The organism is Adlercreutzia faecimuris (genome assembly GCF_022669055.1).
GTDB classification, from domain to species: Bacteria; Actinomycetota; Coriobacteriia; order Coriobacteriales; family Eggerthellaceae; genus Enterorhabdus; species Enterorhabdus faecimuris.
Genome location: NZ_JAJMLW010000001.1, coordinates 902109 through 927015, shown reverse-complemented (window position 1 = coordinate 927015; position 24907 = coordinate 902109). Strand labels below are relative to the sequence as shown.

General features: G+C 67.9%; 26 protein-coding genes and 1 pseudogene. 6 read left to right on the top strand and 21 right to left on the bottom strand.

What is annotated here, in order from left to right; all coding sequences use genetic code 11:
- Window positions 1–237 precede the first annotated feature (237 nt).
- The 5 genes from LPT13_RS03255 to LPT13_RS03240 all read right to left on the bottom strand — a co-directional run bounded on the left by LPT13_RS03255 (window position 238) and on the right by LPT13_RS03240 (window position 4178).
- Entirely contained in the window at window positions 238–1128 is an 891-nt protein-coding gene (locus tag LPT13_RS03255) for a hypothetical protein (RefSeq protein WP_242163466.1), read from the bottom strand.
- Between the two features lie 147 nt (window positions 1129–1275).
- Window positions 1276–1461, bottom strand: coding sequence for a zinc-ribbon domain-containing protein (locus LPT13_RS11885; RefSeq protein ID WP_430622551.1), 186 nt, complete (start codon window positions 1459–1461; stop codon window positions 1276–1278).
- 9 nt (window positions 1462–1470) lie between these two features.
- Window positions 1471–2109 (bottom strand): corrinoid protein, encoded by a 639-nt coding sequence (locus LPT13_RS03250; protein ID WP_242163464.1) that lies wholly within the window; start codon window positions 2107–2109, stop codon window positions 1471–1473.
- A 44-nt stretch (window positions 2110–2153) separates the two neighbouring features.
- Window positions 2154–3143 (bottom strand): uroporphyrinogen decarboxylase family protein, encoded by a 990-nt coding sequence (locus LPT13_RS03245; protein WP_242163462.1) that lies wholly within the window; start codon window positions 3141–3143, stop codon window positions 2154–2156.
- A 42-nt stretch (window positions 3144–3185) separates the two neighbouring features.
- Window positions 3186–4178: a uroporphyrinogen decarboxylase family protein gene (locus LPT13_RS03240; RefSeq protein WP_242163460.1), complete on the bottom strand. Its 993-nt coding sequence runs from the start codon at window positions 4176–4178 to the stop codon at window positions 3186–3188.
- Between the two features lie 144 nt (window positions 4179–4322).
- Here LPT13_RS03240 and LPT13_RS03235 point away from each other — a divergent pair, with 144 nt between their 5' ends.
- A complete protein-coding gene (locus tag LPT13_RS03235) occupies window positions 4323–5891 on the top strand; it encodes a PucR family transcriptional regulator (RefSeq protein ID WP_242163458.1) in 1569 nt (522 codons plus the stop codon).
- Window positions 5892–5910: 19 nt separating this feature from the next.
- On the opposite strand, the gene LPT13_RS03230 is transcribed toward LPT13_RS03235, so the two are convergent.
- From LPT13_RS03230 to LPT13_RS03200, 7 genes are all read right to left on the bottom strand, one after another.
- A complete protein-coding gene (locus LPT13_RS03230; RefSeq protein WP_242163456.1) occupies window positions 5911–6186 on the bottom strand; it encodes a hypothetical protein in 276 nt (91 codons plus the stop codon).
- An 81-nt stretch (window positions 6187–6267) separates the two neighbouring features.
- Complete coding sequence (locus LPT13_RS03225; RefSeq protein ID WP_242163454.1) at window positions 6268–7575, bottom strand: MFS transporter; 1308 nt, start codon at window positions 7573–7575, stop codon at window positions 6268–6270.
- Window positions 7576–7836: 261 nt separating this feature from the next.
- Window positions 7837–9165, bottom strand: a complete 1329-nt coding sequence (locus LPT13_RS03220; protein ID WP_242163452.1) for an MFS transporter — start codon at window positions 9163–9165, stop codon at window positions 7837–7839.
- Between the two features lie 25 nt (window positions 9166–9190).
- Complete coding sequence (locus LPT13_RS03215; RefSeq protein ID WP_242163449.1) at window positions 9191–10567, bottom strand: MmgE/PrpD family protein; 1377 nt, start codon at window positions 10565–10567, stop codon at window positions 9191–9193.
- Between the two features lie 72 nt (window positions 10568–10639).
- On the bottom strand, window positions 10640–10990 hold the full coding sequence (locus tag LPT13_RS03210) for a 4Fe-4S dicluster domain-containing protein (RefSeq protein ID WP_242163447.1): 351 nt from the start codon (window positions 10988–10990) through the stop codon (window positions 10640–10642).
- A gap of 36 nt (window positions 10991–11026) precedes the next feature.
- The gene (locus tag LPT13_RS03205) at window positions 11027–13549 is read right to left on the bottom strand and encodes a molybdopterin-dependent oxidoreductase (RefSeq protein WP_242163446.1); all 2523 of its coding nucleotides are present in this window, start codon (window positions 13547–13549) and stop codon (window positions 11027–11029) included.
- 147 nt (window positions 13550–13696) lie between these two features.
- On the bottom strand, window positions 13697–13951 hold the full coding sequence (locus LPT13_RS03200) for a hypothetical protein (protein WP_242163445.1): 255 nt from the start codon (window positions 13949–13951) through the stop codon (window positions 13697–13699).
- 343 nt (window positions 13952–14294) lie between these two features.
- On the opposite strand from LPT13_RS03200, the gene LPT13_RS03195 reads away from it, so the two are divergent.
- The 4 genes from LPT13_RS03195 (at window position 14295) to LPT13_RS03180 (ending at window position 17973) form a co-directional block, all read left to right on the top strand.
- Window positions 14295–14534 carry a hypothetical protein gene (locus tag LPT13_RS03195; protein WP_242163444.1) on the top strand — a complete coding sequence of 80 codons (240 nt, stop codon included), beginning with the start codon at window positions 14295–14297 and terminating at the stop codon, window positions 14532–14534.
- A 158-nt stretch (window positions 14535–14692) separates the two neighbouring features.
- Window positions 14693–17029: a molybdopterin-dependent oxidoreductase gene (locus LPT13_RS03190; RefSeq protein ID WP_242163443.1), complete on the top strand. Its 2337-nt coding sequence runs from the start codon at window positions 14693–14695 to the stop codon at window positions 17027–17029.
- 1 nt (window position 17030) lies between these two features.
- Complete coding sequence (locus LPT13_RS03185; protein WP_242163441.1) at window positions 17031–17366, top strand: 4Fe-4S dicluster domain-containing protein; 336 nt, start codon at window positions 17031–17033, stop codon at window positions 17364–17366.
- Window positions 17367–17520: 154 nt separating this feature from the next.
- Entirely contained in the window at window positions 17521–17973 is a 453-nt protein-coding gene (locus tag LPT13_RS03180; protein ID WP_242163438.1) for a response regulator transcription factor, read from the top strand.
- Window positions 17974–17978: 5 nt separating this feature from the next.
- Here the strand turns inward: LPT13_RS03180 and LPT13_RS03175 are convergent, their stop codons facing one another.
- Entirely contained in the window at window positions 17979–18773 is a 795-nt protein-coding gene (locus LPT13_RS03175; protein WP_242163436.1) for an energy-coupling factor transporter transmembrane component T family protein, read from the bottom strand.
- Between the two features lie 162 nt (window positions 18774–18935).
- Window positions 18936–19178, bottom strand: a complete 243-nt coding sequence (locus LPT13_RS03170) for a BAG1 BAG family molecular chaperone regulator 1 (RefSeq protein ID WP_242163434.1) — start codon at window positions 19176–19178, stop codon at window positions 18936–18938.
- Window positions 19179–19450: 272 nt separating this feature from the next.
- On the opposite strand from LPT13_RS03170, the pseudogene LPT13_RS03165 reads away from it, so the two are divergent.
- A pseudogene (locus tag LPT13_RS03165) lies at window positions 19451–19900 on the top strand (DNA-deoxyinosine glycosylase); the annotation flags it as partial.
- Window positions 19901–19923: 23 nt separating this feature from the next.
- On the opposite strand, the gene LPT13_RS03160 reads toward LPT13_RS03165, so the two are convergent.
- The 7 genes from LPT13_RS03160 to rpmJ all read right to left on the bottom strand — a co-directional run bounded on the left by LPT13_RS03160 (window position 19924) and on the right by rpmJ (window position 24719).
- Window positions 19924–21246, bottom strand: coding sequence for a chloride channel protein (locus LPT13_RS03160; RefSeq protein ID WP_242163432.1), 1323 nt, complete (start codon window positions 21244–21246; stop codon window positions 19924–19926).
- 256 nt (window positions 21247–21502) lie between these two features.
- Entirely contained in the window at window positions 21503–22168 is a 666-nt protein-coding gene (gene rplQ, locus LPT13_RS11810; protein ID WP_347263803.1) for a 50S ribosomal protein L17, read from the bottom strand.
- 13 nt (window positions 22169–22181) lie between these two features.
- On the bottom strand, window positions 22182–23132 hold the full coding sequence (locus LPT13_RS03150) for a DNA-directed RNA polymerase subunit alpha (protein ID WP_242163430.1): 951 nt from the start codon (window positions 23130–23132) through the stop codon (window positions 22182–22184).
- Between the two features lie 29 nt (window positions 23133–23161).
- Window positions 23162–23788: a 30S ribosomal protein S4 gene (gene rpsD, locus LPT13_RS03145; protein ID WP_242163427.1), complete on the bottom strand. Its 627-nt coding sequence runs from the start codon at window positions 23786–23788 to the stop codon at window positions 23162–23164.
- A gap of 18 nt (window positions 23789–23806) precedes the next feature.
- Window positions 23807–24202, bottom strand: a complete 396-nt coding sequence (gene rpsK / locus LPT13_RS03140; RefSeq protein ID WP_160709385.1) for a 30S ribosomal protein S11 — start codon at window positions 24200–24202, stop codon at window positions 23807–23809.
- A gap of 14 nt (window positions 24203–24216) precedes the next feature.
- Window positions 24217–24585, bottom strand: a complete 369-nt coding sequence (rpsM, locus tag LPT13_RS03135; protein ID WP_242163425.1) for a 30S ribosomal protein S13 — start codon at window positions 24583–24585, stop codon at window positions 24217–24219.
- Between the two features lie 20 nt (window positions 24586–24605).
- Entirely contained in the window at window positions 24606–24719 is a 114-nt protein-coding gene (gene rpmJ, locus LPT13_RS03130) for a 50S ribosomal protein L36 (protein WP_006363204.1), read from the bottom strand.
- Window positions 24720–24907: the final 188 nt, after the last annotated feature.

Genomic DNA, 24907 nt, shown 5'->3' with positions numbered 1-24907 from the left:
ACGTGGAGCGCAAAGCTCCTCCAGCTCGCGAAAAGGCCAGGTCGCGAGAAAGCCGGCGGCGGCCATCAGCCTCCGAGGCCTAGAAGAGAGTGCATAACCGCGCGAATTTGCAGCAAGAGGCCGGGAAGCCGCGGTTCGCCCCGGGCACCACGCCCGGGCACCTCGCCCCAGACGCCCCGCCCCGGGCGCCCCGCTCCGGGCGTCCCGCCCTGGGCGCCGGCGCCCGCGCCGCCGGCCCTACCTCCCGCGGCGCCTGGCCGGGCCGCGCTCGCCGCGGATGACCATGAGCCCGCCGATGGAGATGGCCGCCACCATGACGATGACCTGCCACAGCGGCATCCCCGTCGGAGCGGGATCCTCGGCCGCGGCGCCCTCGCCCGGCGCCGGCTCGGACGCGGCGGGTACGGGCGCAGCGCTCACGGCGCCGGGCTCCAGCCCCTCCTCGGCGCGCACGCGGAAGTCGAAGGCGATGCGGTAGTCGGTGAACGACGGGAAGACGGACACCCCCAGCAGCACCAGCGCGTCCTCGCGCAGCTCGTAGTCGAGCGCCACGCCGTAGTCGCCCGCGCCGAACGTCCCCACGGCCACGGCCTCGTCGCGCACGGCCTGGCTGCCGAGGAAGTCGAGCGTCACCTCCGGCGCGGCCGGCTCGCCGTCGGCCGGCGCCCGCGAGATGATGAGCGCGCCGCGGCCGAAGTCCTGCTCGGGCACGCCGTACTGCGCGTCGCGGCCGTTCTCGTCGCGGTTGACGGAGAGCGCGGGGTTGAGGCTCGTGCCCACCAGGTCCTGGTCGAGCGTGAAGCGCAGGGTCACGCCGCCGCCAGGCGCCACGATGAAGGTGGGCACGCCGTCGGCGCCCTCCTCGACGCGCGCGAAGCCGTCGACCGAGAACCGGCCGAGCTCCCACTCGAAGTGCGGGTCGCCCTTGCGCAGGGCCTGCTTGCCCTGGAAGCCGTTGTCGGTGCCGGTGTTCACGGCGCTGCCCAGGTAGTAGGCGCCACCGTCGGCCGGCCCCTCGTCTGCCCCCGCGGCCCCGGGCACCCCCAGCGCCAGCAGCACCCCCAGCGCCGTCGCGGCCGCCACGGCGGCGATCCCCCGCACGATCCTCCCCTGGCCGGCGTATCCCATGGCATGCTCCCCTCACTCGCCTCTGGCAGATCTCTCTTGGCGCTATTCTAATATCATTCCGGCTTATAATAGTTGAGATAATCAGCCTATTTAGTGGCACAACGAAGAAGAGGCCCGCACTCAGGCGGACCTCCATCGCGTCAGGCATCAGGCGTCAGGCGGCTTCGGGCGCCGCCCCAGGCTCCCGGGCGCGGGCCGGATGAAGGCGCCGCACTTCGGGCAGCGCCGATCCCCCTCGGGCACCTCGGCGCGGCAGCAGGGGCACCGCGTCACCCCCGGCGCCGTGGTGTCCTTCCCCAGGCACCGCCCGCATCCCGAGCACTGGTAGCACATGACCGGCGGCTAGCCGCGCACGAGCTCGACGGCGCGCACGGCCGCGGCGCCGGCGTCGACGGTGTAGGCGTCGGCGCCCACCTCGTCGGCGAAGGCCTGGGTGACGGGAGCCCCGCCGATCATGACCTTCACGCGGTCGCGCAGGCCCGCCTCCTCGATGGCGCGGATGGTGGCGCCGATCTCGGGCATGGTGGTGGTGAGCAGCGCCGAGCAGCACACGATGTCGGTGTCCTCGTGCTCCTGCAGGAACGTCACGAACTGCTCGGGCGCCACGTCGACGCCCAGGTCGGTCACCTCGAAGCCCTTCGACTCGATCATCATGCGCACGAGGTTCTTGCCGATGTCGTGCATGTCGCCGCGCACGGTGCCGATGACGGCCTTGCCGAGCGGCTCGGCGCCCGCTTCGGCCAGGCGGGGCTTCAGGACCTCGGTGCCGGCGGCCATGGCGCGGGCGGCCACGAGCATCTCGGGCACGAAGGCCTCGCCGGCGCTGAACTTCTCGCCGATCACGGACATGGCGGGCACGAGGCCGTCGTTCAGGATGGCGACGGGGTCGAGCCCCTCGTCGAGCGCCTGCTGCACGAGCGGCGCGACCTCCTTGCGCTTGCCGCGCTGCACCGCCGAGGAGATGTCGTCGAGGATGGTCATGATGGGTTCCTTTCTCTCAGGGTCGTCTACGGGGTCTTCGCCTCTCAGCGGATGGGATGCTCACGGGCCCACTGCGCGCCGTAGACGCGCAGGTCGGCCTCCACCAGGTGCTCGTTGGGGTCGCGCAGCAGGTGCGCCGGCGCGCCCGGGAAGAACCGCCCGGCCGGGCAGTACGTGTCGACGCAGCGGTGCACCTCGGCCATGATCTCGGCGTCGGTCGTGTCCACGTCGTCGATGGCCGGGCCGTCGATGCCGCCGATGAGGGCCATGCGCCCGCCCAGGCGCTCCTGGATCGACAGGATGTCGTTCTGCGGGATGACGCCCTGCCAGATGTCGATGCCGATCTCGGCCATGTCCTCGACGATGGGCTCGCAGATGCAGTCGGCGTGGTGGACGTAGATCATGCCGCACTCGTGGATGACCTGGGCGATCTCGGTCTGCAGCGGCTTGATCATCTCGCGCCACACGTCCGGCGGGAGGAACAGGTTCTGCTTGGAGCCCCAGTCGTCCTGGAAGAAGATCACGTCGGGCTTGAGGTGGAAGGCGGCCTCCTTGATGAGCCGCTTCTTGTAGTCGGCGATGGCCGTGAGCATCTCGTACATGGCCTCGGGCTCCTCGAGGTAGGCGCAGAAGGCCTCCTCCATGCCCATGAGGAAGTGCGAGCGCTCGAACAGGCCCTGGGCGCAGAAGTACTCGACGAAGTACTGGCTGCGATCCACCGCCGCCGCCTTCGCCGCGGCGTCCGACCAGTCCTTGTCGTCAAGCGACGGGATGACCAGCTGCTCGCGCCACTTCTCGATGTCGGTCACCACCGCGTTCTCCGGCGTGATGACCGGGTGCTTGCCGGCGCCGCCGACGGGGTTCACGCAGACGGTGCCCCAGGAGTCCTTGTGCTCGAGGCCGTCCTTGGGCATCGAGTCGCTCTTCCAGACGGGGTCCATCATCAGCTTGACGGCCCACTGGAAGTCGCCGTAGTACTCCGGCTGCCTGCCCTCCAGGATGGCCATCATGTTCTCGCGCGGGGTCATCTCCATGCCGTTCCTCCTTCTCCCTTTCCTGCGTCCAACCCGCCCGGCCTAGCCGAAGAACCGCGGGCTCAGCTTCGCTATCTCGTCGGTGACCGCCTGGTACACGCCCGGGTACCCGCTGTTGTTGAGGCCGGACGTGAGCGACGGGATGAAGTACCGCGTGCGGTCGACCGACGTCAGCGCGCGCTCGACCTCGGCCGCGACCTCCTCGGGCGTCCAGTCGGGCTTGTCGATGAGCTGCGACTCCACGCCGCCCATGAACGAGATCTGCCCGCCGTACTGATCCACCAGCTTGGGGATGTCGTTGGTCGAGCTGATGACGCCCTGCCACACGTCCACGCCCATGTCGATCATGTAGGGCACGAGCGTCTCGCCGAAGCTGTCGGAGTGGTGGATCACGTACTTCACGCCGTGGTCCTTCCAGTAGCCGTAGACCGTCTTGTAGGGCTCGAGGAAGAACTCCTCGAACATGTCGGGCGACATGAAGGTGGATATCTGGGTGCCCCAGTCGTCGTGGTGGAACAGCACCTCGGGCTTGAGGTACTTGAGGTGCGCGTCGGCCAGGCGCAGCTCCCACGCCACGATCTCGTCGATGAGCTCGTGCATGGCCTCGGGCTCCTCGTAGAAGTTCATAAGCGTCTCGGTGATCTCGCCCAGGTGGTGGCAGCGCTCGAAGATGCCCGGCATCACCGCGCTGCACACGAGCTGCTCGGTGCGGTCGACCTCCTCGGCCTGCTTGGCGAAGGGCTCCCAGAACTCGGGGATGTCGGGGTCGCCCGGCACCTTCACCTGGCTGCGCCAGTCGCAGATGTCGGTGATGACGCGGTGCTCGAGGTCGTGGAAGGGGAAGAAGCCGGGCTCGCCGGCCACCTTGCCCTGGTAGCAGCCCCACGCGTCGATGAGGTAGCCGTCGCTGGCCAGGTGCGACTTGTCGCTCAAGGGACTCGGCGCGATCATGGCCAGGGCCTCGTACTGGTTGACGAACCGATCGGGGCTTCCCCCGGTGATGCACTCGATGAAGTTCTCCCGCTTCGTGAGCATGACGCCCCCTTCTCCCGTCCCGGACACTGCTTTCCACGGGTCTCATGATAGGAAGCGACACGCTATAATGAATTAGGCCTTATGCACAATATGATGGCCGAAAGTTAAGCCTCTTGCCTACTGACTAACGAGAGGAGGCCGCCCGTGGTCCCCCTGCCCATCCTGATGGACTGCGTCGCGGAGGCGTCGTCCACCATCGCCTACCGGCAGCTCACCGTGGGCGCGGTCGCCTGGGTCGACCTGTGGGACGACGGCGCGGCCGCAGGCGCGGGCGCGGCTGCGGACGACGACGGGCCCGCGGACGGCGACGCGGGGCGCGCGGTGGTGCGCGCGGCCTCGGGCGCCTTCGACCCGGCCGAGGACCGCCGCTGCCTCACCTTCCTCCCCTGCGAGGACGCCGACGCCGCCACGCTGGCGCACCTGGGCCGCAACGTGGTGGCGGTCGAGACGGCGCTCTCGCCTTTGGCCTTCGCCCAGCGGCTGCAGGCCTGCGTGCTCGAGGTCATGGAATGGGAGCGCTCCCTCGACCAGATCGCCCTGGCCGAGGGCGAGCTGCAGGACTTCCTCACCGCCAGCGAGGCGGCGCTCGGCAACTTCGTCAACATCTCGGACTCGTCGTTTCGGCTCATCGCCTACACCCGCGGCATCGTGCTGGACGACCCCACCGTCACCGCGTTCATCGAGCGCGGCTACCACGACGAGGAGGCGGTCGCGCGGTTCAAGGCGACCCGCGCCATGGAGCGGTGGAAGCGGCAGCGCAAGAGCGAGTACCACGAGCCCCCCGAGGGGAAGAAGTACCCGTTCATCAACTACGTGTTCCGCGTGAACCGCTCCTACTACATGCAGATGGTGATGACCTGCCACCGCACGCCCTTCACGCCGGGGCTCCTGGCGCGCTTCGACATCCTGGCGCGCCACATCCAGCAGCACATCCGCCGCTTCGACACGCTGCGGGAGCGCACGTTCGAGAAGTCGGCGGCGTTTCTGCTCGACGTGCTGCGCGGCAACGTGTCCGACACGCGCCTCATCGCCCAGCAGGCGCGACGGCTCCGCATCGACGCCGACGCGCCCCTGCGGCTCTACGAGCTCTCCCCCGCCGACGGGGCCGAGACGGCCGTGACGTGGAGCGCCCGGCGCATCGCGTCGCGGCTGCCCGACTGCCCGGTGCTGCCCCACGAGGATCGCATCTTCGTGGTGACGCCGCGGCGGCCCGACAGCCCCTGGCTCGACGACGCGCGCATCGAGGCCGCCCTGGCGCCCCTGGCGCGAAGCGACGGCTACGTGCTGGCGGCGTCGGGCATCGTCGGCGGGCTGGCGCGCCTGCCGCTGGCCCTCGAGCAGGCGGTGGCGGCGCGCGTGCTGGGGACGGAGGCGCCCCTCGCGGAGGGGCGGCCGGCGCTGCGCCACTTCGAGCTGAGCTTCCTGCCCTACGCCCTCGGCCGCAACCGCCCCTCGACCGGGGCGCTCGAGGCGGCGGCGCGGGGCAGCATCATCGGGTTTCTGCGCGGCGGGGGCGGCGCGCGCGGCGACGCCGACTTCCTGGCCTGCCTCTACGAGCACCACTGCCGCACGGCCGACACCGCCCGCGCCCTCGGCGTCCACCGCAACACGGTGGCCAACCGCCTGCGGGCGCTCGAGGAGCGCTTCGGCGCCAGCCTCACCGCCCCCGCCCTCGAGCAGAGCCTGCGGGCCGCCGAGGTGCTGCTGGGCTAGCGGCGCGAGGCGGCGCCCCCTACAGCTGGGGGCGGCTTGCGGGCACGGGCCAGCTGCCCACCACGCCGAACTCCTCGGCGCGGGGCAGGTCGGCGGGCGCGACGGCGGGCTCGTACTCGACGGTGCCGGCGTCCGCGGGCGGCGCGGGCGCCACCTGCCCGGGCGGCAGCGGAATCGCGAAGCCGCAGGCCGGGCACCGCTCGGCCCCGGCCGGCACCGGCTCCTTGCACAGCGGGCACACGCCCGGGTCGAGCTTCACCTTGCACGCCCCGCAATGGGAGCACGGATAGCACATGGCCACTCCTCTCGCGGGGCCCCGCGGCCCCTCGCCTTCCACCTGCCCGCGTCACGCGACGGCGGGCGCTGCCTTCCCCGCCTACGCGCGCGGGCTGACGTGCGCGTCCTTGTCGACCACGGTGCCGTCGTCGGTGGTCCACACCAGCTTGCGCTTGTCCCAGTAGGCCAGCGCGACGCACCCCATGGCGAGCACGCACGTGCCGATGAGTATCACGAACGCCGGCACGAAGCTGCCCAGCGAGTCGTAGGACATGCCCACCACCACGCCGGAGAACGACCCGAAGATGCCCACGCCCGTGCGGATCCACGCGTGGATCTGCGTGTAGTTGCGCGACCCGAAGATCTCGCGGATGAGCAGCGGCAGGCTCACCGACATGAGCGAGTCCTGCACGCCGAACATGATGGCCGACAGCGCCAGCAGCGCCGGGTTGTGCAGCGTGATGAACCCGATGATGCCGAGCGCGATGACCACCAGCTCGATCATGGTGGTGCGCTGCACGCCGATCTTGTCGTTGAGCCAGCCCATCAGGAACTTGTCGAACACCGAGCCCACGGACTGCGCCGACACGATGAAGGCGGCGAAGGACGCGGTGAACCCGATGGACTCGATGTAGCCGGGCATGTGCTGCTCGATGCCGCCGTGGATGAACGACGCGATGCCGGCGAAGATGAACAGGCACCAGAACGCGATGCACACCACCGCGCGCCGGACGGACACGCCGCGCATGTTGGGCAGCGCGCCCTCCTCCTCGTCGGCCGCCACGTAGCCGTAGGGCACCGTGCCGATGTCGGTGGGCTTCTTGCGCAGGAACTGCACGGCCGGGAATATGACCGCAAAGGCGGCGATGCCCACGAACGCGTAGGCTGCGCGCCATCCGATGTTCAGGATTATCAGGCTTATCACCTGCGAGAATATGGCTGCCGATATGCTGGAGCAGGCCATCACGATGCCGTAGATGAAGCCGCGGCGCTTGATGAACCAGTTGCCGACCAGCGTGGCCGAGGGCAGCACGAAGATGCAGGATCCGGCGGCTCCCACGAAGAAGCCGGCGATCTGCCAGTGGAGTATCACGCCGCCCAGCGCCATGGAGGCGACCGCGGCGGACAGGATGGTGATGGCGATGCTCATCACCACGCGGATGTTGTACTTGGTGAGGATCTTGCCGGCCAGCGGCGTCACGAGCGTGGTGCCGATGAAGTAGCCGGTCATGTAAGTCGATATCTCGGATCGGAGGAACCCCATGTCCTCGCAGACCGGGACGTAGAACAGGCTGCCGCAGTTCAGGATGAGTCCCATGCCGAACGCCTGAACCAGGCAGCAGCAGAACATGATGACGAAAGCATAGTGGTACTTGCCCAGCAGCTTGCCGTCGCGGATGATGGCCATCACTTTCCCCCTAGTTGATTGCCGGTGCCGCCCGGGATGGACGGCTGGTGAGAGCCCCCCCCCCCGGCGTTTTTTCGCCACGCGGCGACGCCGGGGGGATTGCTTGAGGGGGACCCGATGAAGGCAGTGCTCAGTTGTCAAGGGCGGCTGGGGCTGTTGTGCGCACGTAAGCTCTTCGCGTTAGGCTGTCTTTGGTCACACATGCTGTAATGGGGTTTTTACCAAGGCCCCCGCCGCCTGTCTAGCGTTTCGAGGCGATGCCTACTGCTGGTCGTCGTCCTCGTGGGCCTCCATCTTCTCGACGGCGGCAGCAGCGGGCTGCTTGGTGCCGGCGATCAGCTGCGGCGCCTTGGCCTTGCCGATGAGGATGAGGGCGAGCACGAAGATGAAGTACACGACGGCGAGCATCCAGGCCACGTTCCAGTTGGCCAGGGCCGCGGAGTCGACGCCCGTGGCGCCCTTCACGCCGGCCACGCCCAGCACGGGGGCCAGGAAGGCCAGCACCGGGGCGGAGAAGAACTGGAACAGGTTCTGGGAGCCGGCCAGCAGCGACAGGCCGAGGGTCGCGCCCTCGCGGGGCAGGACCTTGACGAGCTGCAGGATCAGGGCCGGGTTGAGCAGGCCGAAGCCGAAGCCGTAGAGGATGGTGCCCACGGCGTAGGCCGGCACGGTGATGACATGGGTCAGGATGAAGAACCCGATGCCCTCAAGGGCGATGGCGATGGGCAGGTCGAAGCCGCCCAGGCGGCCCTTGAGGAAGGCGCCGTAGCACAGGGCGCCCACGGCGCAGCTGGCGGTCTGCAGCGAGGAGATCCAGCCGGTCACGCCGGTGTCGCCCAGGCCCACGCCGGCGATGGCCAGCGAGATGGACGTCATGTAGGAGAACTGGAAGATGTTCCAGATGCCCGCCACGACGATGATCAGCCAGGAGATGGCGGTGATCGACTTCAGCGGGTTGCCCTTCTTGCCGTCAGCGGTGGTGCCGGCGGGCTTGACCTCGGGCTCCTTCAGCCAGGCGATGATCATCAGGGCGATCGGCACGGCCATCAGCATGCCGATGAAGGCGTAGCGCCAGGACAGCACGGCCAGCATGCCGCCGATGATCTGGAAGATCGAGCCGGAGATGCCGCCGATGGCGGTCTTGAAGCTCATGAGCTGGTCGCGCTTCTTGCCGGTGAACAGGTCGGCGATGAAGGACGAGGCCATCGGGAAGATCATGCCGCGGCCGAGGCCGAGCACGACGCGGGTGGCCAGCAGCAGCCAGAAGCCCTCCACGGTCTCGGGCACGAAGGCCGCGAGCGAGCCCGCGAACATGAGCACCATGGCGAGGATCAGGATGTGCTTCTTCTTCATGTAGCGCTCCAGGATGCCGACCAGGATGGCGCCGAAGATGGCCATCAGGGACGGGATGCCCTGGATCTGCTGGATCATGACGGTGTCGATGCCGAGGCTTCCGTAGGCGGCGCGCACCGTGGCAAGGCCAGGCGTCACGAAGGACTGCACGTACTGCATCGTGATGACGAGCAGCGCGGCGATCTGGACGGTTACGCCATACTTCTGGCCGCCGTCTTGGGTTTTCGTAGTAGCCATCGAATTCCCCTTCTTTCTTAATCTACTACTGCATGAACTTGGTCAGTTCGGTGATGTCATCGAGCTCTTCAAGGCGTGCCACGGTCTCGACGACGCGATCCGCGTCTTCGCGCGAAAGCGTCTGGGAGAACTCGATGTTCTTGTAGAACTTGTCCAACACCTCCTCATCGGTCATCGCGCTCTTGTAGATGTCGCCCTTGGGCACGTCGCAGCGGGCGTGGTACTGGGTGCCGTCCGCCATGACTATGTCGACCTCGGCCGTCTGGTACTCGTCGGGCGCGAGGGTAGGCGCGATCTCGATCTTGTCGATCAGGCGCTTGAGCGCCGGGTCCTCCATGGCCTCGCGGTTCATGGACTCCGGGCGCACGGCCTTGGTGGCGATGGCCACCGCGGCGGTGTAGATGATGCTGAAGGCGCCGCTCACCTGCGGCTCCTCGCCGATCTCCCACGGCTGGCCGACGAAGCCGGCAGCGGTGCGCGGGGTGGCGTGGATGACGACCTTCTCCACGGCCTCGGGGTCGATGTCGTGGGCCTCGACGATCTGCATGCAGGCGTCGATGGAGGGGTGGGTGGCGCGGCAGGCAGACCACGGCTTGATGACCACGTCGCCGTAGAAGATCTTCCCCAGGTCCTGAACGAGGATCTCGGGCTTCTGGGCGTCGCCGCAGAACAGGAAGAAGTAGCCCTTCTTGCCGCCGAAGGCGTCATGGGTGGCGGTCATGCCGCGGGCCGCGAAGTCGGCCGAGAAGATGGCGTTGCGCGAGGCGAGCGCCATGGGGAGCTTGAAGGACAGCGTCTTGAAGTTGATGTTGTCCATTGAGCCGCCCAGCATGTTCAGGTCGATGCCGAGCGCGTTGTTCAGCTGGACCTCGGAGAGCCCCGCCAGCTTGGACGCGATGACGGTGGCGCCCAGGCCGTTGATGGTGTTGGTGTTGTCCCAGCCGCCGTACACGTCGAAGCCCGACGCGGCGCCCAGGCGGGCGGCGATGTCGTCGCCGAGAGCCAGCGCCGTGATGAACTCGCGGCCGGACGCCTTGGCGCGCTCGGCGCAGGCCAGCGCGGTGGGGACGGTGGTGCCGCTGATGTGGGCGGCGGAGGACTTCTTGCCCGGGTTCTCGGCCTCGATGGCCTCGAAGTCGTACGAGCGCATCGAGAAGCTGTTGATCATGGCGGCCGAGGGCGTGTCGATGGCCTTCTGGCGGAAGAACGCCGAGCTCTGCGGCGTGGTGCCGTAGCTCAGCAGCAGGTCGTACAGCTCGTCGCACATGGGAGCGTGCACGCCGGCGGCGATGACGCCGATGGAGTCGAGCACGCGGGTCTTGACGCGGGCGATGGTGAAGTCGTCGAGCGTCGAGAAGTCGGCCGCGACGACGTGGGAGCAAACCTCATCGGTCATGCTCATGATGAAACCCCCCTTCATGTCATGGGGCCGCGGGCGCGCCCCTCGGAGCGCCCGCGGCCGTGAATCCCCTGCTTATTCCTTGACGGTGATGAGCGACCAGCGGGTCTTGCCGTCCATCTTCTTGACAAGGTCCTCGGCCTCGCCGTAGTACATGCACCACGCCTGGCAGTGCTGCACGCACATGGGCATCTTGCCCTCGGCGGTGCGGTCGGCGCACAGGTCGCAGGCCTGGGTGATGACGGGCATGTAGGTCCACTCCCACGTGCCCTCAAGGCCCGGGCGCGTGGTGAACTGGAACGGCCCGACCTCTTCCACCTTGATGCCGAACTCGCCCTTGGGAAGGTCGAGCTCCTTCTTGCACGCAACCTCGCAGCTATGGCAGCCGGTGCAGTATTCGTAGTTGATGAGAATCGCCTTGGTCATTGGGTATCGCCTCCTTCTTATCTCTCCTGGGGTCTGCTACTCGGCGGCCTCGCCGTGCTCCTTCGCGTAGATGAGCGCGTTGCGGCCCTGCATGTCGGCGTCCTCCACCTTCATGGCCTGGACGCGCTTGGCGTCCTCGAGCTGCTTCATGAGCTTGGCGTTGCCCTCGGCAGCCTGGGCCGCGGACTCGGCGTCGCCGGCCATGACGCCGACGATGTAGTCGCCCCAGCCGCCCTCGCGGGTGACCTTCTCGCCGGGCATCTGGTCGCCGGGCTCGTACTTGTAGATGCGGGCGAGGAAGCTCTTGATACCCGAGCCGATGCCGCCCTGGCCGGTCTCGAAGTTGAGGGTCATGTTGTTGATGTTGGAGTCGAACACGCCGAAGAGGCTGGGCTCAGCGGCCTCCTCCTCCGGGTACCACCACGCATGCTCCATGTGGATGGTGTCCTTCTTGATGCCGGGGAAGAGGAAGGCCTTCTGGCGGCAGCGGCCGTGGGTGGACTCGATCCACACCCAGTCGCCGTCCTCGATGCCGTACTCGGCGGCGGCCTCCGGGTGGATGGTCACCAGCGGGTAGGGATGGAACTCGCGCATGGTCTCCAGCTGACGGTGCTCGGAGTGGAAGAACTCGCAGGAGCGGCCGCCGGACGTGGCGATGAACGGGTACTCCTTGAACTTCTCCGGGGTGGACACCGGGGAGTCCTTCGGCTCGATGTGGTACGGCATCGGGTCGACGCCCCAGTGGTTGTAGCCCCAGCTCCAGAACTCGAAGCGGCCGGTGGCGGTGTCGAAGCCGGGCTGGCCGTCGGGGCGGCACATACCCTTCTCGTACTTGTAGTACTCGGCATCCCACGGGTCGTACTTGTAGCCGCCGCGGGCCTGCAGCTCCTCGAAGTCGCCCTCGTAGCGGGTGCCGCCCTCGGCGTACTGGTCGCACAGGTACCAGGTCGACAGCTCCTTGTCGTCCTTCCAGGGCCAGTTCTCGGGCTTCAGGCGCTTGCCGAGGTCGAGGATGATCTGCTCGTCGGACTTGGCCTCGTAGTAGCTCGTGCACTTGGAGATGGAGCGGGCCGGCGTCCACCAGGTGCGCACGGCGTTGCGCTCGCAGCTCATGGCGACGGGCAGCACGATGTCGGCATGGGCCACGGCGGTCGGGGTCATGAACGGGTCGGCCACCACGATGAACGGGATCTTGTTCATGGCCTCGTACATGCGGGGCGCGTCCATGCCGGAGCAGGCCAGCGGGTTGGCGGACTCGATCCACAGCATCTGCGGCTGGAACGGGTCGCCCGTCTCCACCGCGTGCAGCAGCGGGTCGGTGGCGGCGCAGGCCACGATGTCGGAGGACTCAATGCCGGCGGACAGGGTCATCTTGCCGGCGTACTCCTCACGCGGGATCTTGAAGTCGCCCAGGCCGTAGCGCTTCTCGATGTCGAAGGCGCACTTGATGAGCAGGTTGCCGCCCGGGTTGTCGATGTTGCCGGTGACGCCCATGAGATCGCAGGCCGCGGCGGTGACGCCCAGGGCCGACAGCTGCTGCTCGAAGGCGAGGCCCCACTGGATGGAGGCGGACTCGGCGGTGGCGTACAGGCGCGCGGCGCCGCGGATGTCGTCGGCGTCCAGGCCGCAGATCTCGGCGGCCCAGTCGGCGTCCTTGCCCTGCACCGACTCGACGAGCTGCTCGTAGCCGTAGCCCCACTTGTCGATGAAGTCGTGGTCGACGAGGTCCTCGTTGATGATGGTGTTGAGCATGGCGATGCCCAGCGCGGCGTCGGTGCCGGGACGCACCTGCAGGAAGTACTCGGCGCGGGAGCCCAGCCAGGTCAGGCGCGGGTCGATGGAGATGATCTTGGAGCCCATCTGCATGCACTCGACGATCCAGTGGCCCAGGAAGCCGTCGGCGTTGGCCTTGAGCGGCTCGTTGCCCCACACCATGATGACGTCGGGACGGCGGAAGGTGTCGGCCGCGTAGCGCATCTCGTGGGTCTCGGACACGTCGATGATGGTCATCTCGCCCATCTTCGCCGACGCGCCGATCATACGGGGCAGGTAGCAGGCGAAGCCGGTGAAGCCGAAGTTGCAGACGTTGGGCGTCTCAAGGGCGGTGGAGGCGAACAGCGGCAGCTGCCAGCCGATGTTGCGGCCGGTGCCGTGGTCGAAGATGATGGTGTGGGAGCCGTGCGTCTCCTTGATCCAGTTGACCTTCTCCACGATGATGTCGTAGGCCTCGTCCCAGGTGATGCGCTCCCACTTGTTCTCGCCGCGCTCGCCGGCGCGCTTCAGGGGGTACTTCAGGCGGTCGGGGTGGTTGACGGCCTCGACCATGTCCAGGCAGCGCATGCAGAGCTTGCCGCCGTTGAACGGGGCCAGCGGATCGCCCTCTATGTGGACGAGCTTGCCGTCCTTGTCGACCGAGAGCAGCACGCCGCAGCCGTTGTGGCAGCCCGGGGGCGACCAGTGGTTGGTACGGGTGACGGTGAGGTCACCCTCCTGCCAACGCCACTCGCCCTCGTGGTAGGCCTTGCGGTCTATCGAGTCGAGAAACTCCTGGTAATCCATGCTTCCTCCTCCTTCTATCCTTTTCCTCGCTTGTCGGACTGCATAAGGGATATGCAAGGCAATCGTCCGGGGCGCCACCGCCGCCGCCTCTCCTGAACGCGACGGGCGCGGGCGCCCCCTCCGAGAGCTTCCGGGGGTTGGGGCCGCCTAGGCGGTCGGCGGCTTAGGGGCGCCGGGGGCAGCCGGGGCGCCGGGGGCGGCAGGCGCGCCGGGCGCCGCGGGGACGCCGGGGGCCGCAGGGACGCCGGGGGCCGCGCCGGGGGCGGCGGGCATGCCGGGCATCGAGGGCACCTTGGGGAGCTCGGCGCCGCACTCGGGGCACACGGTGAGGTCAAGGGCGGCCTCGGCGCCGCACTTGGGGCACTTGTTGGTCATGGAAACAGCGGCTGGTCTAAAGCACATGGGGAACTCCTTAACTGAACCGTAGTAAAACAATTGAGGCTTATATGACGCTGACACTGTAATACCAATTCGTATGACTAATCAATATCTTTATTTCTCCCTTTTTGAGGATAATTAGAGCCTTAGATAAGACTTCAAGGATGATAATGCCCGGTAAATAGCCACTTTCTAGGCGTTTTGCATACGACTTGGCCGCGAATTATTGTCAAAAAAGAATATTTCAATTTTCAAATTCGTACTAGGAATCTAAACCATTTCGTATTATGTTAAAGAAGCGCGTTGGGCCAGATTTTAAGACTATTTGGTATAACGCGTGAGAGACCCCAAGAGAAAGGCGACTACCATGTGCTTTAGACCAGCAGAAGCCGAGCTGCCCCCCGTGCTGTGCCCGTCCTGCGGCAAGAAGATCAACCGCATCGGCGGCGCGCTTCCCTCGAAGTGCCCGTTCTGCAAGACGTCCACCGAGGGCATAGAGGACGCCGCCGCCCCGGCCGCGCCCGCCGCCGCGCCCAGCGCGCCCGCTGCCCCCGGCGCCCCCAAGCCGCCGAGCGCCCCCGCCGCGCCCGCGGCCCCCAAGGAGTAGCGCCGCCACGTCAGGGCGCCCGCCTTCGGGCCAGCGCGCCATCCCCTCGACGCCGCGCGCGGCGCGGCGCGGGGTTTCGGCAGAACCGCCTCGCCCTTGGGGCGCGGCGTTTTGCATAGATGTTCCACGTAGGGAGAGAAAGACGAGAGGAGAGGACTATGTCGGAAAGAATCATTGATTGCGGCGACGGCGTCATCAAGTGCCGTACCTGCGCGTGGTCTCCCCCGGGCGACCACCCGGTGGGATGCGGCATGTACCTGACCGTCAAGGACGGCAAGGTCGTGGACGTCGAGGGCGATCCCGATCATCCCATCACCCAGGGGCGCCTCTGCGTCCGCTGCCTGACGCTTCCCGAGTACATGTACAACGAGAAGCGCGTGCTCACCCCGCTCAAGCGCGCCAAGGAAGACCGCGGCAAGGACAAGTGGGAGGCCATCAGCTGGGACGAGGCCCTCGACATCATCGAGGAGAAGGTCAACTGGATCAAGGAGAACTGGGGCGCCGAGGCCATCGTCGCCTTCCAGGGCACCGGCCGTGAGGCGACCCTCTACAAGACCCCGCTGGCCTACGCCGCGCTTGGCACGCCGAACTCCTGCTTCCCCATGTCCGGCGACTCCTGCTACGGCCCCCGCTGCTCCGTGGCCGACTTCATCCTGGGCGCCGGCTACCCCGAGCTCGACTACGCCGCCTACTTCCCGGATCGCTTCGACGACCCGCGCTACGAGGTGCCGAAGTACATCGTGCTGTGGGGCAAGGACCCGCTGTTCTCCAACCCCGACGGCTTCTTCGGCCACACGCTCATCGACCTGATGAAGCTCGGCTCCAAGTACATCGTCATCGACCCGCGCGTCACCTGGATGGCCGCCCATGCCGAGTTCCACCTGCAGCTGCGCCCCGGCACCGATGCCGCTCTCGGCCTCGGCATGATCAACTACGTCATCGAGAACGACCTCTACGACCATGACTTCGTCGAGAACTGGTGCTACGGCTTCGACGAGCTCAAGGAGCGCGCCGCCCAGTACCCGCTCGACCGCGTCGAGAAGATCACCTGGGTCCCGGCCGAGACCATCGCCGCCGCCTCCCGCACCCTCGCCGAGAACCACCCCTCCTCCTTCATGTGGGGCCTGGCCATCGACACCAACGCCAACGGCGTGCAGGCCGGCCACACCGTCCTCATCCTGGCCGCCATCCTGGGCGACCTGGACGTCCCCGGCGGCGTCACCCTGGCCGTCCCGGCGTCCTTCATGGGCAAGTGGCGCTACGAGTGCGCCCAGCAGCTGCCCCCGGGCATGATGGAGAAGCAGATCACCGACCTGGAGCACTACCGCGGCTTCCAGGCGGCGCACGTCATCGCGCACCCCGACTGCATCCTCAACACCCTCGAGACCGACGAGCCCTACCCGCTGAAGATGGCCTGGTTCTACGCCACCAACGGCATCGCCAACACCACCAACGCGCAGGGCAAGCGCTGGTTCAAGGCCCTCGAGAAGATGGAGTTCAACGTCTGCCAGGACGTCTTCATGACCCCGACGGCCATGGGCCTGTGCGACCTGTTCCTCCCCGTCACCACCTTCGCCGAGCATGACGGCATGGTCCTGCCGCACTTCGGCCGCAACACCCACATGGTCATGGCCATGAACAAGGTGTGCGAGGTGGGCGACTGCAAGTCCGACCTCGAGATCGACTTCATGGTCGGCAAGCGCCTCAACCCCTCGGCCTGGCCGTGGGACAACGTGGCCGACTTCTTCACCGAGCAGCTGCACAACGGCGGCGTCGACATGACCTTCGAAGACCTGCAGAACGACGGCTGGATGCAGATGCCGTTCGAGTACCGCAAGTACGAGAAGGGCCTGCTGCGCCCCGACGGCGAGCCCGGCTTCAACACCCCCACCGGCCTGGTCGAGCTGTGCTCGAGCCTCTACGAGGACTGGGGCGAGGACGCGCTTCCCTACTTCGAGGAGAACGCGATGACCCCCTACACCCCCGGCCGTGAGGACCTGGCCGAGGAGTACCCGCTGGTGCTGACCACCGGCGGCCGCGAGACCACCTCGTTCCACTCCGAGCATCGCCAGGTGCCCTCGCTGCGCGCGATCATGCCCGACCCGCTGGTGCAGATCAACCCCGAGACCGCCGCGAAGTACGGCATCAAGGACGGCGACTGGGTCTGCATCGAGAACCCGCTGGGCAAGGCCATCGAGAAGGCCCAGATCACGCCCATCGTCGATCCGCGCGTCATCCATGCCCAGCATGGCTGGTGGTTCCCCGAGCAGGATCCCGAGACCCCCAACCTGAGCGGCGTGTGGAAGTCCAACATCAACAGCCTCATCCCCCATCAGGCCATCGGCCGCATCGGCTTCGGCGCCCCGTTCAAGAACGTCGCCTGCCGCATCTACAAGGTGGACGGGCTGGATGCCCTGGGCACCCTTGATCCCGACAGCCCCGAGGGCGCCATCGGGACCGACCCTGCCAGCTTCGTAGCGACCAAGGAGGCCTAAGATGAGCCAGTACGCATTGCTGATCGACTACAAGTACTGCACGGGCTGCCACGTCTGCGAGGTGTCCTGCCGCAAGGAGCATGACATCCCGCTGGACGAGTGGGGCATCAAGCTCACCGAGATGGGCCCGGTCAAGATGCAGGACAAGTGGCTCTGGGACTACGTGCCCGTGCCGTCCGACCTGTGCGACCTGTGCGAGAAGCGCGTCTCCGAGGGCAAGAAGCCCGCGTGCGTGCACCACTGCCTCGCGCAGTGCATGGAGCTCGTGCCGGTGGAGAACCTCTCCGCCGCCATGGCCGAGCACAGCCCGAAGGTGACCGCCTTCATGCCGCGGTAACCTCCCGCGACCCGCACCAGAGAGGCGCCCGGCCCAGCCGGGCGCCTTTTTTTCGCCCTGCAACGCCGTTTTCCCTCTTCCGCCGTTCTTTTCCGTGCTTTTTTGCTATAGTACTGAAAAGTATTACGCACCTGGCGAAAGTAAGCCCATGAACATGGATGAGAACAAAGTGCTGGAAAGGGCGGCGCTCCTCTACGGGGCCATACCCGGCTACCTGCTGGGAGACAAGAGCAAGGAGGAGGTCGCGCACCTGCTGGTCGACCTCATCGACTCCCTCGACGACATCGAGTACTCGCGGTCGGGAACGCCGCTCTACGACGTGATCGACGGCAACCTGCCCGGGCGCCGCAAGAAGTCGATCCTGGCGCTGGAGCGCCGCTACGACCTGACCGAGCGCGAGGCCCACATCCTGCGCTACCTGGCCAACGAGCGCAACCCCACCTACATCGCCAACGCCCTGGGCATCGCCCAGGCCACCGCCAAGGCGCACAAGTACTCCATCTTCAAGAAGCTGGGCATCCACTCCTCCGAGGAGCTGCGCCACCTGCTGGAGCACTACGAGGAGGACGACGCCGAGGCCGCCCCCTCCCCCGTCGCGCAGGACTAGCCCCCTTATAGCAGCGCCACCGCCACGCAGAGCGCCAGGCCCGCCGCGAGCGCGGCCCATTCCCGTGCGCCCAGGCGCCGGGCCCCCAGGGACGTGCGCGGCCCCGGCGCCCCGTAGCAGCGGGCGTCCATGGCCCGCGCGAGCGCGTCGGCCCGGCGGAAGAGCCCCACGAACAGCGGCGCCATCATCCCGGCGCCGGCCCTGAGGCGCGCGCCCAGGCCTCCCCCCAGCGCGGCGCCGCGCGACCACTGGGCGTCGCGCACCCGGGCGAGCTCCTCGGCCGTGAGGGGGATGAAGCGCACCGCCAGGGAAAGCGTCGTGGCCACGTCGTCCACCGGCACGCGCAGGACGCGCAGCGGGGCCAGGAGCGAGCGCAGGGCATCGGTGAGCTCGGTGGAGGTGGACGTGCAGCTGACCACCAGGCTCCCCCAGGCCAGAAGCACGATGCGCAGCCCGAAGAGCAGCCCGCGCGACAGGCCGGCCGCAGCGGCCGGCAGCGGGACGGCGGGCGCCAGGGCCGCGAGCGGCGGCGCCTCCCCCGACCCCGACAGCGCGTTGAACGCCACCGCGAACGCCGCGATGGCGTAGACCGGCGCCGCGGCGGCCAGCACCCGGCCCGCGGGCAGGCGGCTCGCCGCCAGCACGGCGGCCAGTGCGAGGGCGGCCAGGCCGACGCCGGCCCAGCTGCGGGCCAGCAAAAGCGCGACCGACCAGGCCGCGAGCAGGCAGACCTTCACCCGCGCGTCCATCTGGCGCACGGGCGACGACCGTGCTATGTAGGCGGTTACGTTGAGGCGCATCCACCCAGTATGGGGGTTGCGGGCGCCGCGGTGCGCGGCGATGGGCGCTTTTTCGGGGGCGGGCCCTCACGCGAAGGGGCGCCCCCCGTGGGAGGCGCCCCTGTTCCGGCCGCTCCGAGATGACTCGGGCCGGAGCCGCATCGTATCGCTTTGGTGCCGTGACTACTTCGCGTCTTCCTCGAGCTCGCCGGCGAGCATCTCGGTCTGGATCTCAGCCTCGTCGAAGTCGAACGCGGTCGCGGCCGCCGCAGCCGCAGCGCCCTCGTGGGCCATCTCGTCGTAGTCGTCCACCGACGCCTCGGCTTCGGCGACGACCTCCTCCTCGATGCGCTCGAGGTCCTTGATGGCGTCCTCGGTCTTCGCTGCCTCGGAGGCGGCGAACTCAGAAATCGTCTTATCGGTCATGATGCGGCTCCTTTCGCTGTGAATGCACCTTCGTCGCGGCAGCGGAACGCGTCGGGCCGTTGATCTCGGGTTCGAGAACGCTCGACGTGCGACATGGCGTCCAGCACGCCGGGTTCGCAGTGCGCCCTCCACCTGCTGCGCTACCTGCATTGTACGGAGCGCCCGCGCCCCGCCCCAAGGCGCCCCGCGCCCGTAGGCCAACGGTAACGCTGCGGTTCCCGCCCCGCTTCCCGCGCCCGCCCGGCGCCCGGGCGTTGCGCTACACTGGGGGCATGGCTGCCATCGAGCACATCGAGCATCCCCTGGAGCCCGTCTTCGACGGGCGCTCGCGCGTGCTCGTGCTCGGGACGATGCCGTCGCCCGCGTCGCGTCGGGTCGGCTTCTACTACGGCCACCCGCAGAACCGCTTCTGGCGCGTGCTCGCGGCCCTCTGGGACGCCCCCGTGCCCCAGGGCAGCGCCGAGCGCGCCGCGTTCTGCCTCGAGCGCGGCATCGCGCTGTGGGACGTGCTGGCCGCCTGCGACATCGCCGGCGCCTCCGACGCCAGCATCCGCAACGCGCGCCCCAACGACCTGGCGCGCATCCTCGACGCCGCGCCCGTGGGCGCCGTCTTCACCACCGGCGCCAAGGCAGCCGCCCTCTACCGCCGCCACGACGCACCCCGCTGGCCCGGCCTGCCCCACGTGGCGCTCCCCTCCACGAGCGGCGCCAACGCGCGCATGGGCCTCGCCGACCTCGTGGCCGCCTACGCGCCCCTGCGCGCGGCGCTCGGCGCGGCGCTCGAGGAGCCCGAGCGGCCACGCGGGGCCTCGGAGCCCATCCAGCGCGCAGGCACGGGCACCATGGCGCCGAGGGCCGCCGCGACCAGCAGCGCCGGCGCAGCCTTCACCGGGAACACCAGGAACAGCAGCAGCGCCGTCATCACCGGCTGACGCATGACGGCGCCCATGAGCGCCGCCGAGGCCACGCACAGAGCGAAGGTCGGGTCGACGCCCGTGAGCGCCGCGCACCCGTAGCCGATGGAGATGCCAGCGAAGATGATGGGGAAGAAGTGGCCGCCCCGCCACCCGAGCCCGAGGCACAGCTGGGTGGCGAGCACCTTGGCGAAGCCGGTGGCGATGAGCGTGCCGGCGGCCAGGCCCGTCCACTCCCCGGCCAGCACCTCGACCTGGGCCTCGCCGGCGAAGAGCGCGAAGGGCAGCGCCGCGCCGATGAGCCCGAGGACGGCGCCGGCGAGCACCCCCTGGGCGACGGGTCGCGCGCCCAGGCGCCCGGCCAGCCACCTCGCGAGGGCGCCGCAGGGGAAGAACAGCCAGCCGGCGGCAGCGCCCGCCGCGGCGATCGGCAGCGCCCAGGCGAGCTCCGGCACGCCGAGGGCCACGGCGGAGAAGTGCGGGAGGCCGCCGCCTCCGCCGAACGCCGCCCGCAAAAGCGCCATGGCGCCCAGGGCGCCGGCCACGGCCAGCACGTAGACGACGGCCTTCAGCGGCTTGGACGCGCCCAGGCGCACCTCGCTCGCGAAGACGCCGCGCCCCTCGGAGTCATCCGCCGCGCCCACGAGGGGTACCGCCATCCCAAACAGCGGCGCAGCGAACACGGCCGACACCACGGCCGCCGTGCCCGCATCGGCGAGCTCGCGCATCTCGGCGCCCACGAACCGCAGCCGGTCGCCCACCCAGGTGCACAGCCCCGCGATCACGCCCGTCAGCCCCGCCTCGGGTCCGACGGAGCCGCCGAACAGCAGCGGCAGCAGCGCGCCGGCGAATGACGCGCCGAGGCGGTCGTACCCGTAGCGCCCCGTCGCCCTCACCTGGGCGAGCACCGCGTTCATGTCGTCGGGGAGGTCGCCGTGGCGGCGATGGAACAGCCCGATGGCCACGCCGCCCAGCGTGCAGAGCATGATGGGATAGGCCGCTGGCGGAAGCCCCGCGCCCGCGAGCGCCGCCGGCAGCCGGTGCCACAGAAGGTCGATGCCCGTGTTCATCAGGAAGAAGAACGCCCAGGCGAAGGCACCGGCGAAGGCGCCGAACGCCACGGTCAGCACTGCGAACAGGATGCGCCTCACCATATCCCCCTCCCTCCTGCATGGGGCCGAACGCGCCCCGGAACCACCGCGCCGCGCCGGAGCGTCCCGCCCCCCCGCGGCGCCTCCCATGATACCCGATGCCCGGCCGCGCAACGCGTGCCATCCCGTGCGACGCCGCCGCGATGCGCGAGCACCCCTCCCCCGAACGCACGAGGGGCCGCGCCTCGCGGCGCGGCCCCTCACGACAGATGAAATCCTCGCCCGAAGGCAAGTGAGATCTCAGCAGGAGAACGTCAGGCTACTCCTTGACGTCGGCTTTCTCCTCCTCGACCTTCTCGGCATCGACGGTCTCAGCCTCGGCGGCAGCCTCAGCCTCGGCCTCCTCGGCCTCGATCTTGGCCTCCTCGGCCTGCTCGGCGACCTTCTCCTCGGCCTTCTCCGCCTTCTCCTCGGTGGCGGCGTCGACGGCCTCGAGCTGCTCCTTGGTGCCGTCCTCCTCGAAGCCCAGGTCCTCGGCGAGCTCCTCGCTCTTGGCGACCTTCTTCGGGGCGGCCTTCTTGGCGGCCTTCTTAGCCGGCTTCTCGTCGGCCTTCTTGGCGGCCACGGGCTCGGTCACGAGCTCCATGATAACCATGGGGGCGTTGTCGCCCTTGCGGTTGCCCAGCTTCATGATGCGGGTGTAGCCGCCGGGACGATCCTTGAACATGCCCTGCTCGACCTTCTCGAAGATCTCGCGGACGAGCTCCTTGTCGTTGAGGTAGGCGATGGCCAGACGGCGGGAGTGCAGATCGCCGCGCTTGGCCCAGGTGATGACCTTGTCCACGTCAGGACGGATCTCCTTGGCGCGGGCCTCGACCGTCTTGATGCGGTCGTTGAGGAACAGGGCGGAAACCAGGCTGCGCTTCATGGCCTTGGTATGGCTCCAGTCGGTGCCCAGCTTGCGCCCCTTCTTGTAGTGTCTCATGATCTCAAGTCTCCTAAAGCTTCAAGTTGAGGTCCATGGAAATGAGCTTGTCCTTCACTTCCTCGATGGACTTCGCACCAAAGTTTCTGATGTTCAGCAGGTCGTTCTCGGAGAACTCGACCAGCTGGCGCACCGAGTGGATGCCGGCGCGCTTCAGGCAGTTGTAGGAGCGGACCGAGAGATCCAGGTCCTCAATCTGCTTGTCGAGCTCGGCGTTGGACTCCTGGCCCTCCGGGGCGAAGATGGAGGGAACCTCGCCCTCTTCCTCCTCGCCGGCCTCGGACAGGCTCAGGAAGGCGCCCATGTACTGGTTGATGATGTTGGCGGCGCGGCACACGGCCTCGGTCGGCTTGATGCTGCCGTCGGTCTCGACCTCCAGCACCAGCTTGTCGTAGTCGGTGCGCTGGCCGACGCGGGTGTCGGTCACGTTCATCGTGCAGCGACGCACGGGGGAGAACAGCGAGTCGACGTGGATGATGCCGATCGGGTCCTCGGTGCGCTTGTTGCGCTCGGCCGACACGTAGCCGCGGCCGATGCCGATGCGGATGGTCATGTCCAGCTGGCCGCCGTCCGCCACGGTGGCGATGACGTGCTCGGGGTTCACCAGCGAGAACTCGGTGGGAACCTCCAGGTCGGCGCCGGTGACGGTGCAGGGGCCCTCCGCCGACACGTGGGCGGTGGCCTCCTCGACGTCCTCGTTCAGGGCCGCGAACACCAGGCCCTTGACGTTCAGCACGATGTCGGTGATGTCCTCGATGACGCCCTCGGCGGTCGTGAACTCATGCTGCACGCCCTCGATCTGAATCGCGGTAGCCTTCGCGCCGTCCAGGGAGGACAGCAGCACGCGGCGCATGGAGTTGCCCAGCGTGTTGCCGTAGCCGCGCTCGAGCGGCTCGACGATGTAGCGAGCGACCGTGTCGTTGACTTCTTCCGTTGTAACAGTCGGCCTCATGAACTCCGTCATGTTGTGAAAGCCTCCTTACTATGCCGCGATTATTTCGAGTAAAGTTCGACGATGAGCTGTTCGCGAATGTCGGAATCGATTTGATCGCGCTGCGGAAGGGCGAGCACGCTGCCCTGGAGCTTCTCGATGTCAACCTCGAGCCACGCGGGAACCTGCACGCGCTCGTTGGAGATGAGGGCGCTCTTGATGACGAGCATGTCGCGGGCCTTGGGGGCCACGGCGACGAGGTCGCCGGGACGCACGCGGAAGGACGGGATGTCCACGCGGCGGCCGTTGACCAGGATGTGGCCATGGCGAACCTGCTGGCGGGCCTCAGCGCGGGACTTGGCGAAGCCCAGGCGGTAGACCACGTTGTCCAGACGGCTCTCCAGGATGCGCAGCAGGTTCTCGCCGGTGACGCCCTGCTGGCGGTTGGCCATGTCGTAGTAATGGTGGAACTGCTTCTCGAGCACGCCGTAGATGCGCTTGGTCTTCTGCTTCTCACGCAGCTGGGTGCGGTATTCGCTTTCCTTCACGCGCTTCTTGCCGGCCTCGCCGGGGGCGTAGGCGCGGCGCTCCATGGCGCACTTCTCGGTGTAGCAGCGGTCGCCCTTGAGGAAGAGCTTCGCCCCCTCGCGGCGGCAGAGCCGGCAGTCCGCTCCAGTATAACGAGCCATATATATCGATCCTTTCAGTTACACGCGGCGACGCTTCTTGGGGCGGCAGCCGTTGTGCGGGATGGGGGTGCAATCCTGAATGCTGGCGATCTCGAGGCCGGCGGCCTGCAGCGAGCGGATAGCCGTCTCGCGGCCGGAGCCGGGGCCCTTCACGAACACGGAGACCTTGCGCAGGCCGTGCTCCATCGCCGTCTTGGCAGCGGCCTCGGCGGCCATCTGCGCCGCGAACGGCGTGGACTTGCGCGAGCCCTTGAAGCCCACGGTGCCCGCGGACTGCCAGGAGATCACATTGCCCTGGGGATCGGTGATGCTGACGATCGTGTTGTTGAACGTCGACTTGATGTGGGCGGCGCCCACGGCGATGTTCTTACGCTCAGAGCGCTTGATGCGCGTGCGTACGTTCTTCTTAGCCACTGTTCGCTACCTCGCTACTTCTTCTTGCCGCCGATTTGCTTGCGCGGACCCTTGCGGGTACGGGCATTCGTGTGGGTGCGCTGGCCGCGCGTGGGAAGGCCACGGCGGTGGCGCAGGCCGCGATAGCAGCCGATCTCCATGAGGCGCTTGACGTTCTGCGTCACGTCGCGACGCAGGTCGCCCTCGACGGTGAGGTTGGCCTGGATGTAGTCGCGCAGCTTGACGAGCTCCTCCTCGGTGAGGTCGTCGGTGCGGGTGTCCGGGTTGATGCCGGTGGCGGCCAGCACCTTCTTCGAGGTGGTCAGGCCGATGCCGTAGATGTAGGTCAAGGCGATCTCAATGCGCTTGTTGCGAGGAAGATCGACACCGATGAGACGTGCCATTTCTGTCCGTTCCTTTCTTCCTAGCCCTGACGCTGCTTATGGCGCGGGTTCTCGCAGATGACGAGCACCTTGCCATGGCGTCGGATGATCTTGCACTTGTCGCACATTTTCTTGACCGAAGGACGTACCTTCATATCACTTTCCTTTCGGTTATGCGGATTCCATCTATCGTTCACGTCCAGCCGCAGACGGTTGATTTCCTAACTTCGTGCCTCCCACGCCCCGCGCCCCGGCGGCCCGAGGCGTGCGCAGAGCGCAGAAAAGGGCGCCTTCGGCCGCGTGCGGCGGAAGCGCCCGGGATGAGGGCCCGGCTGGCGGCCGT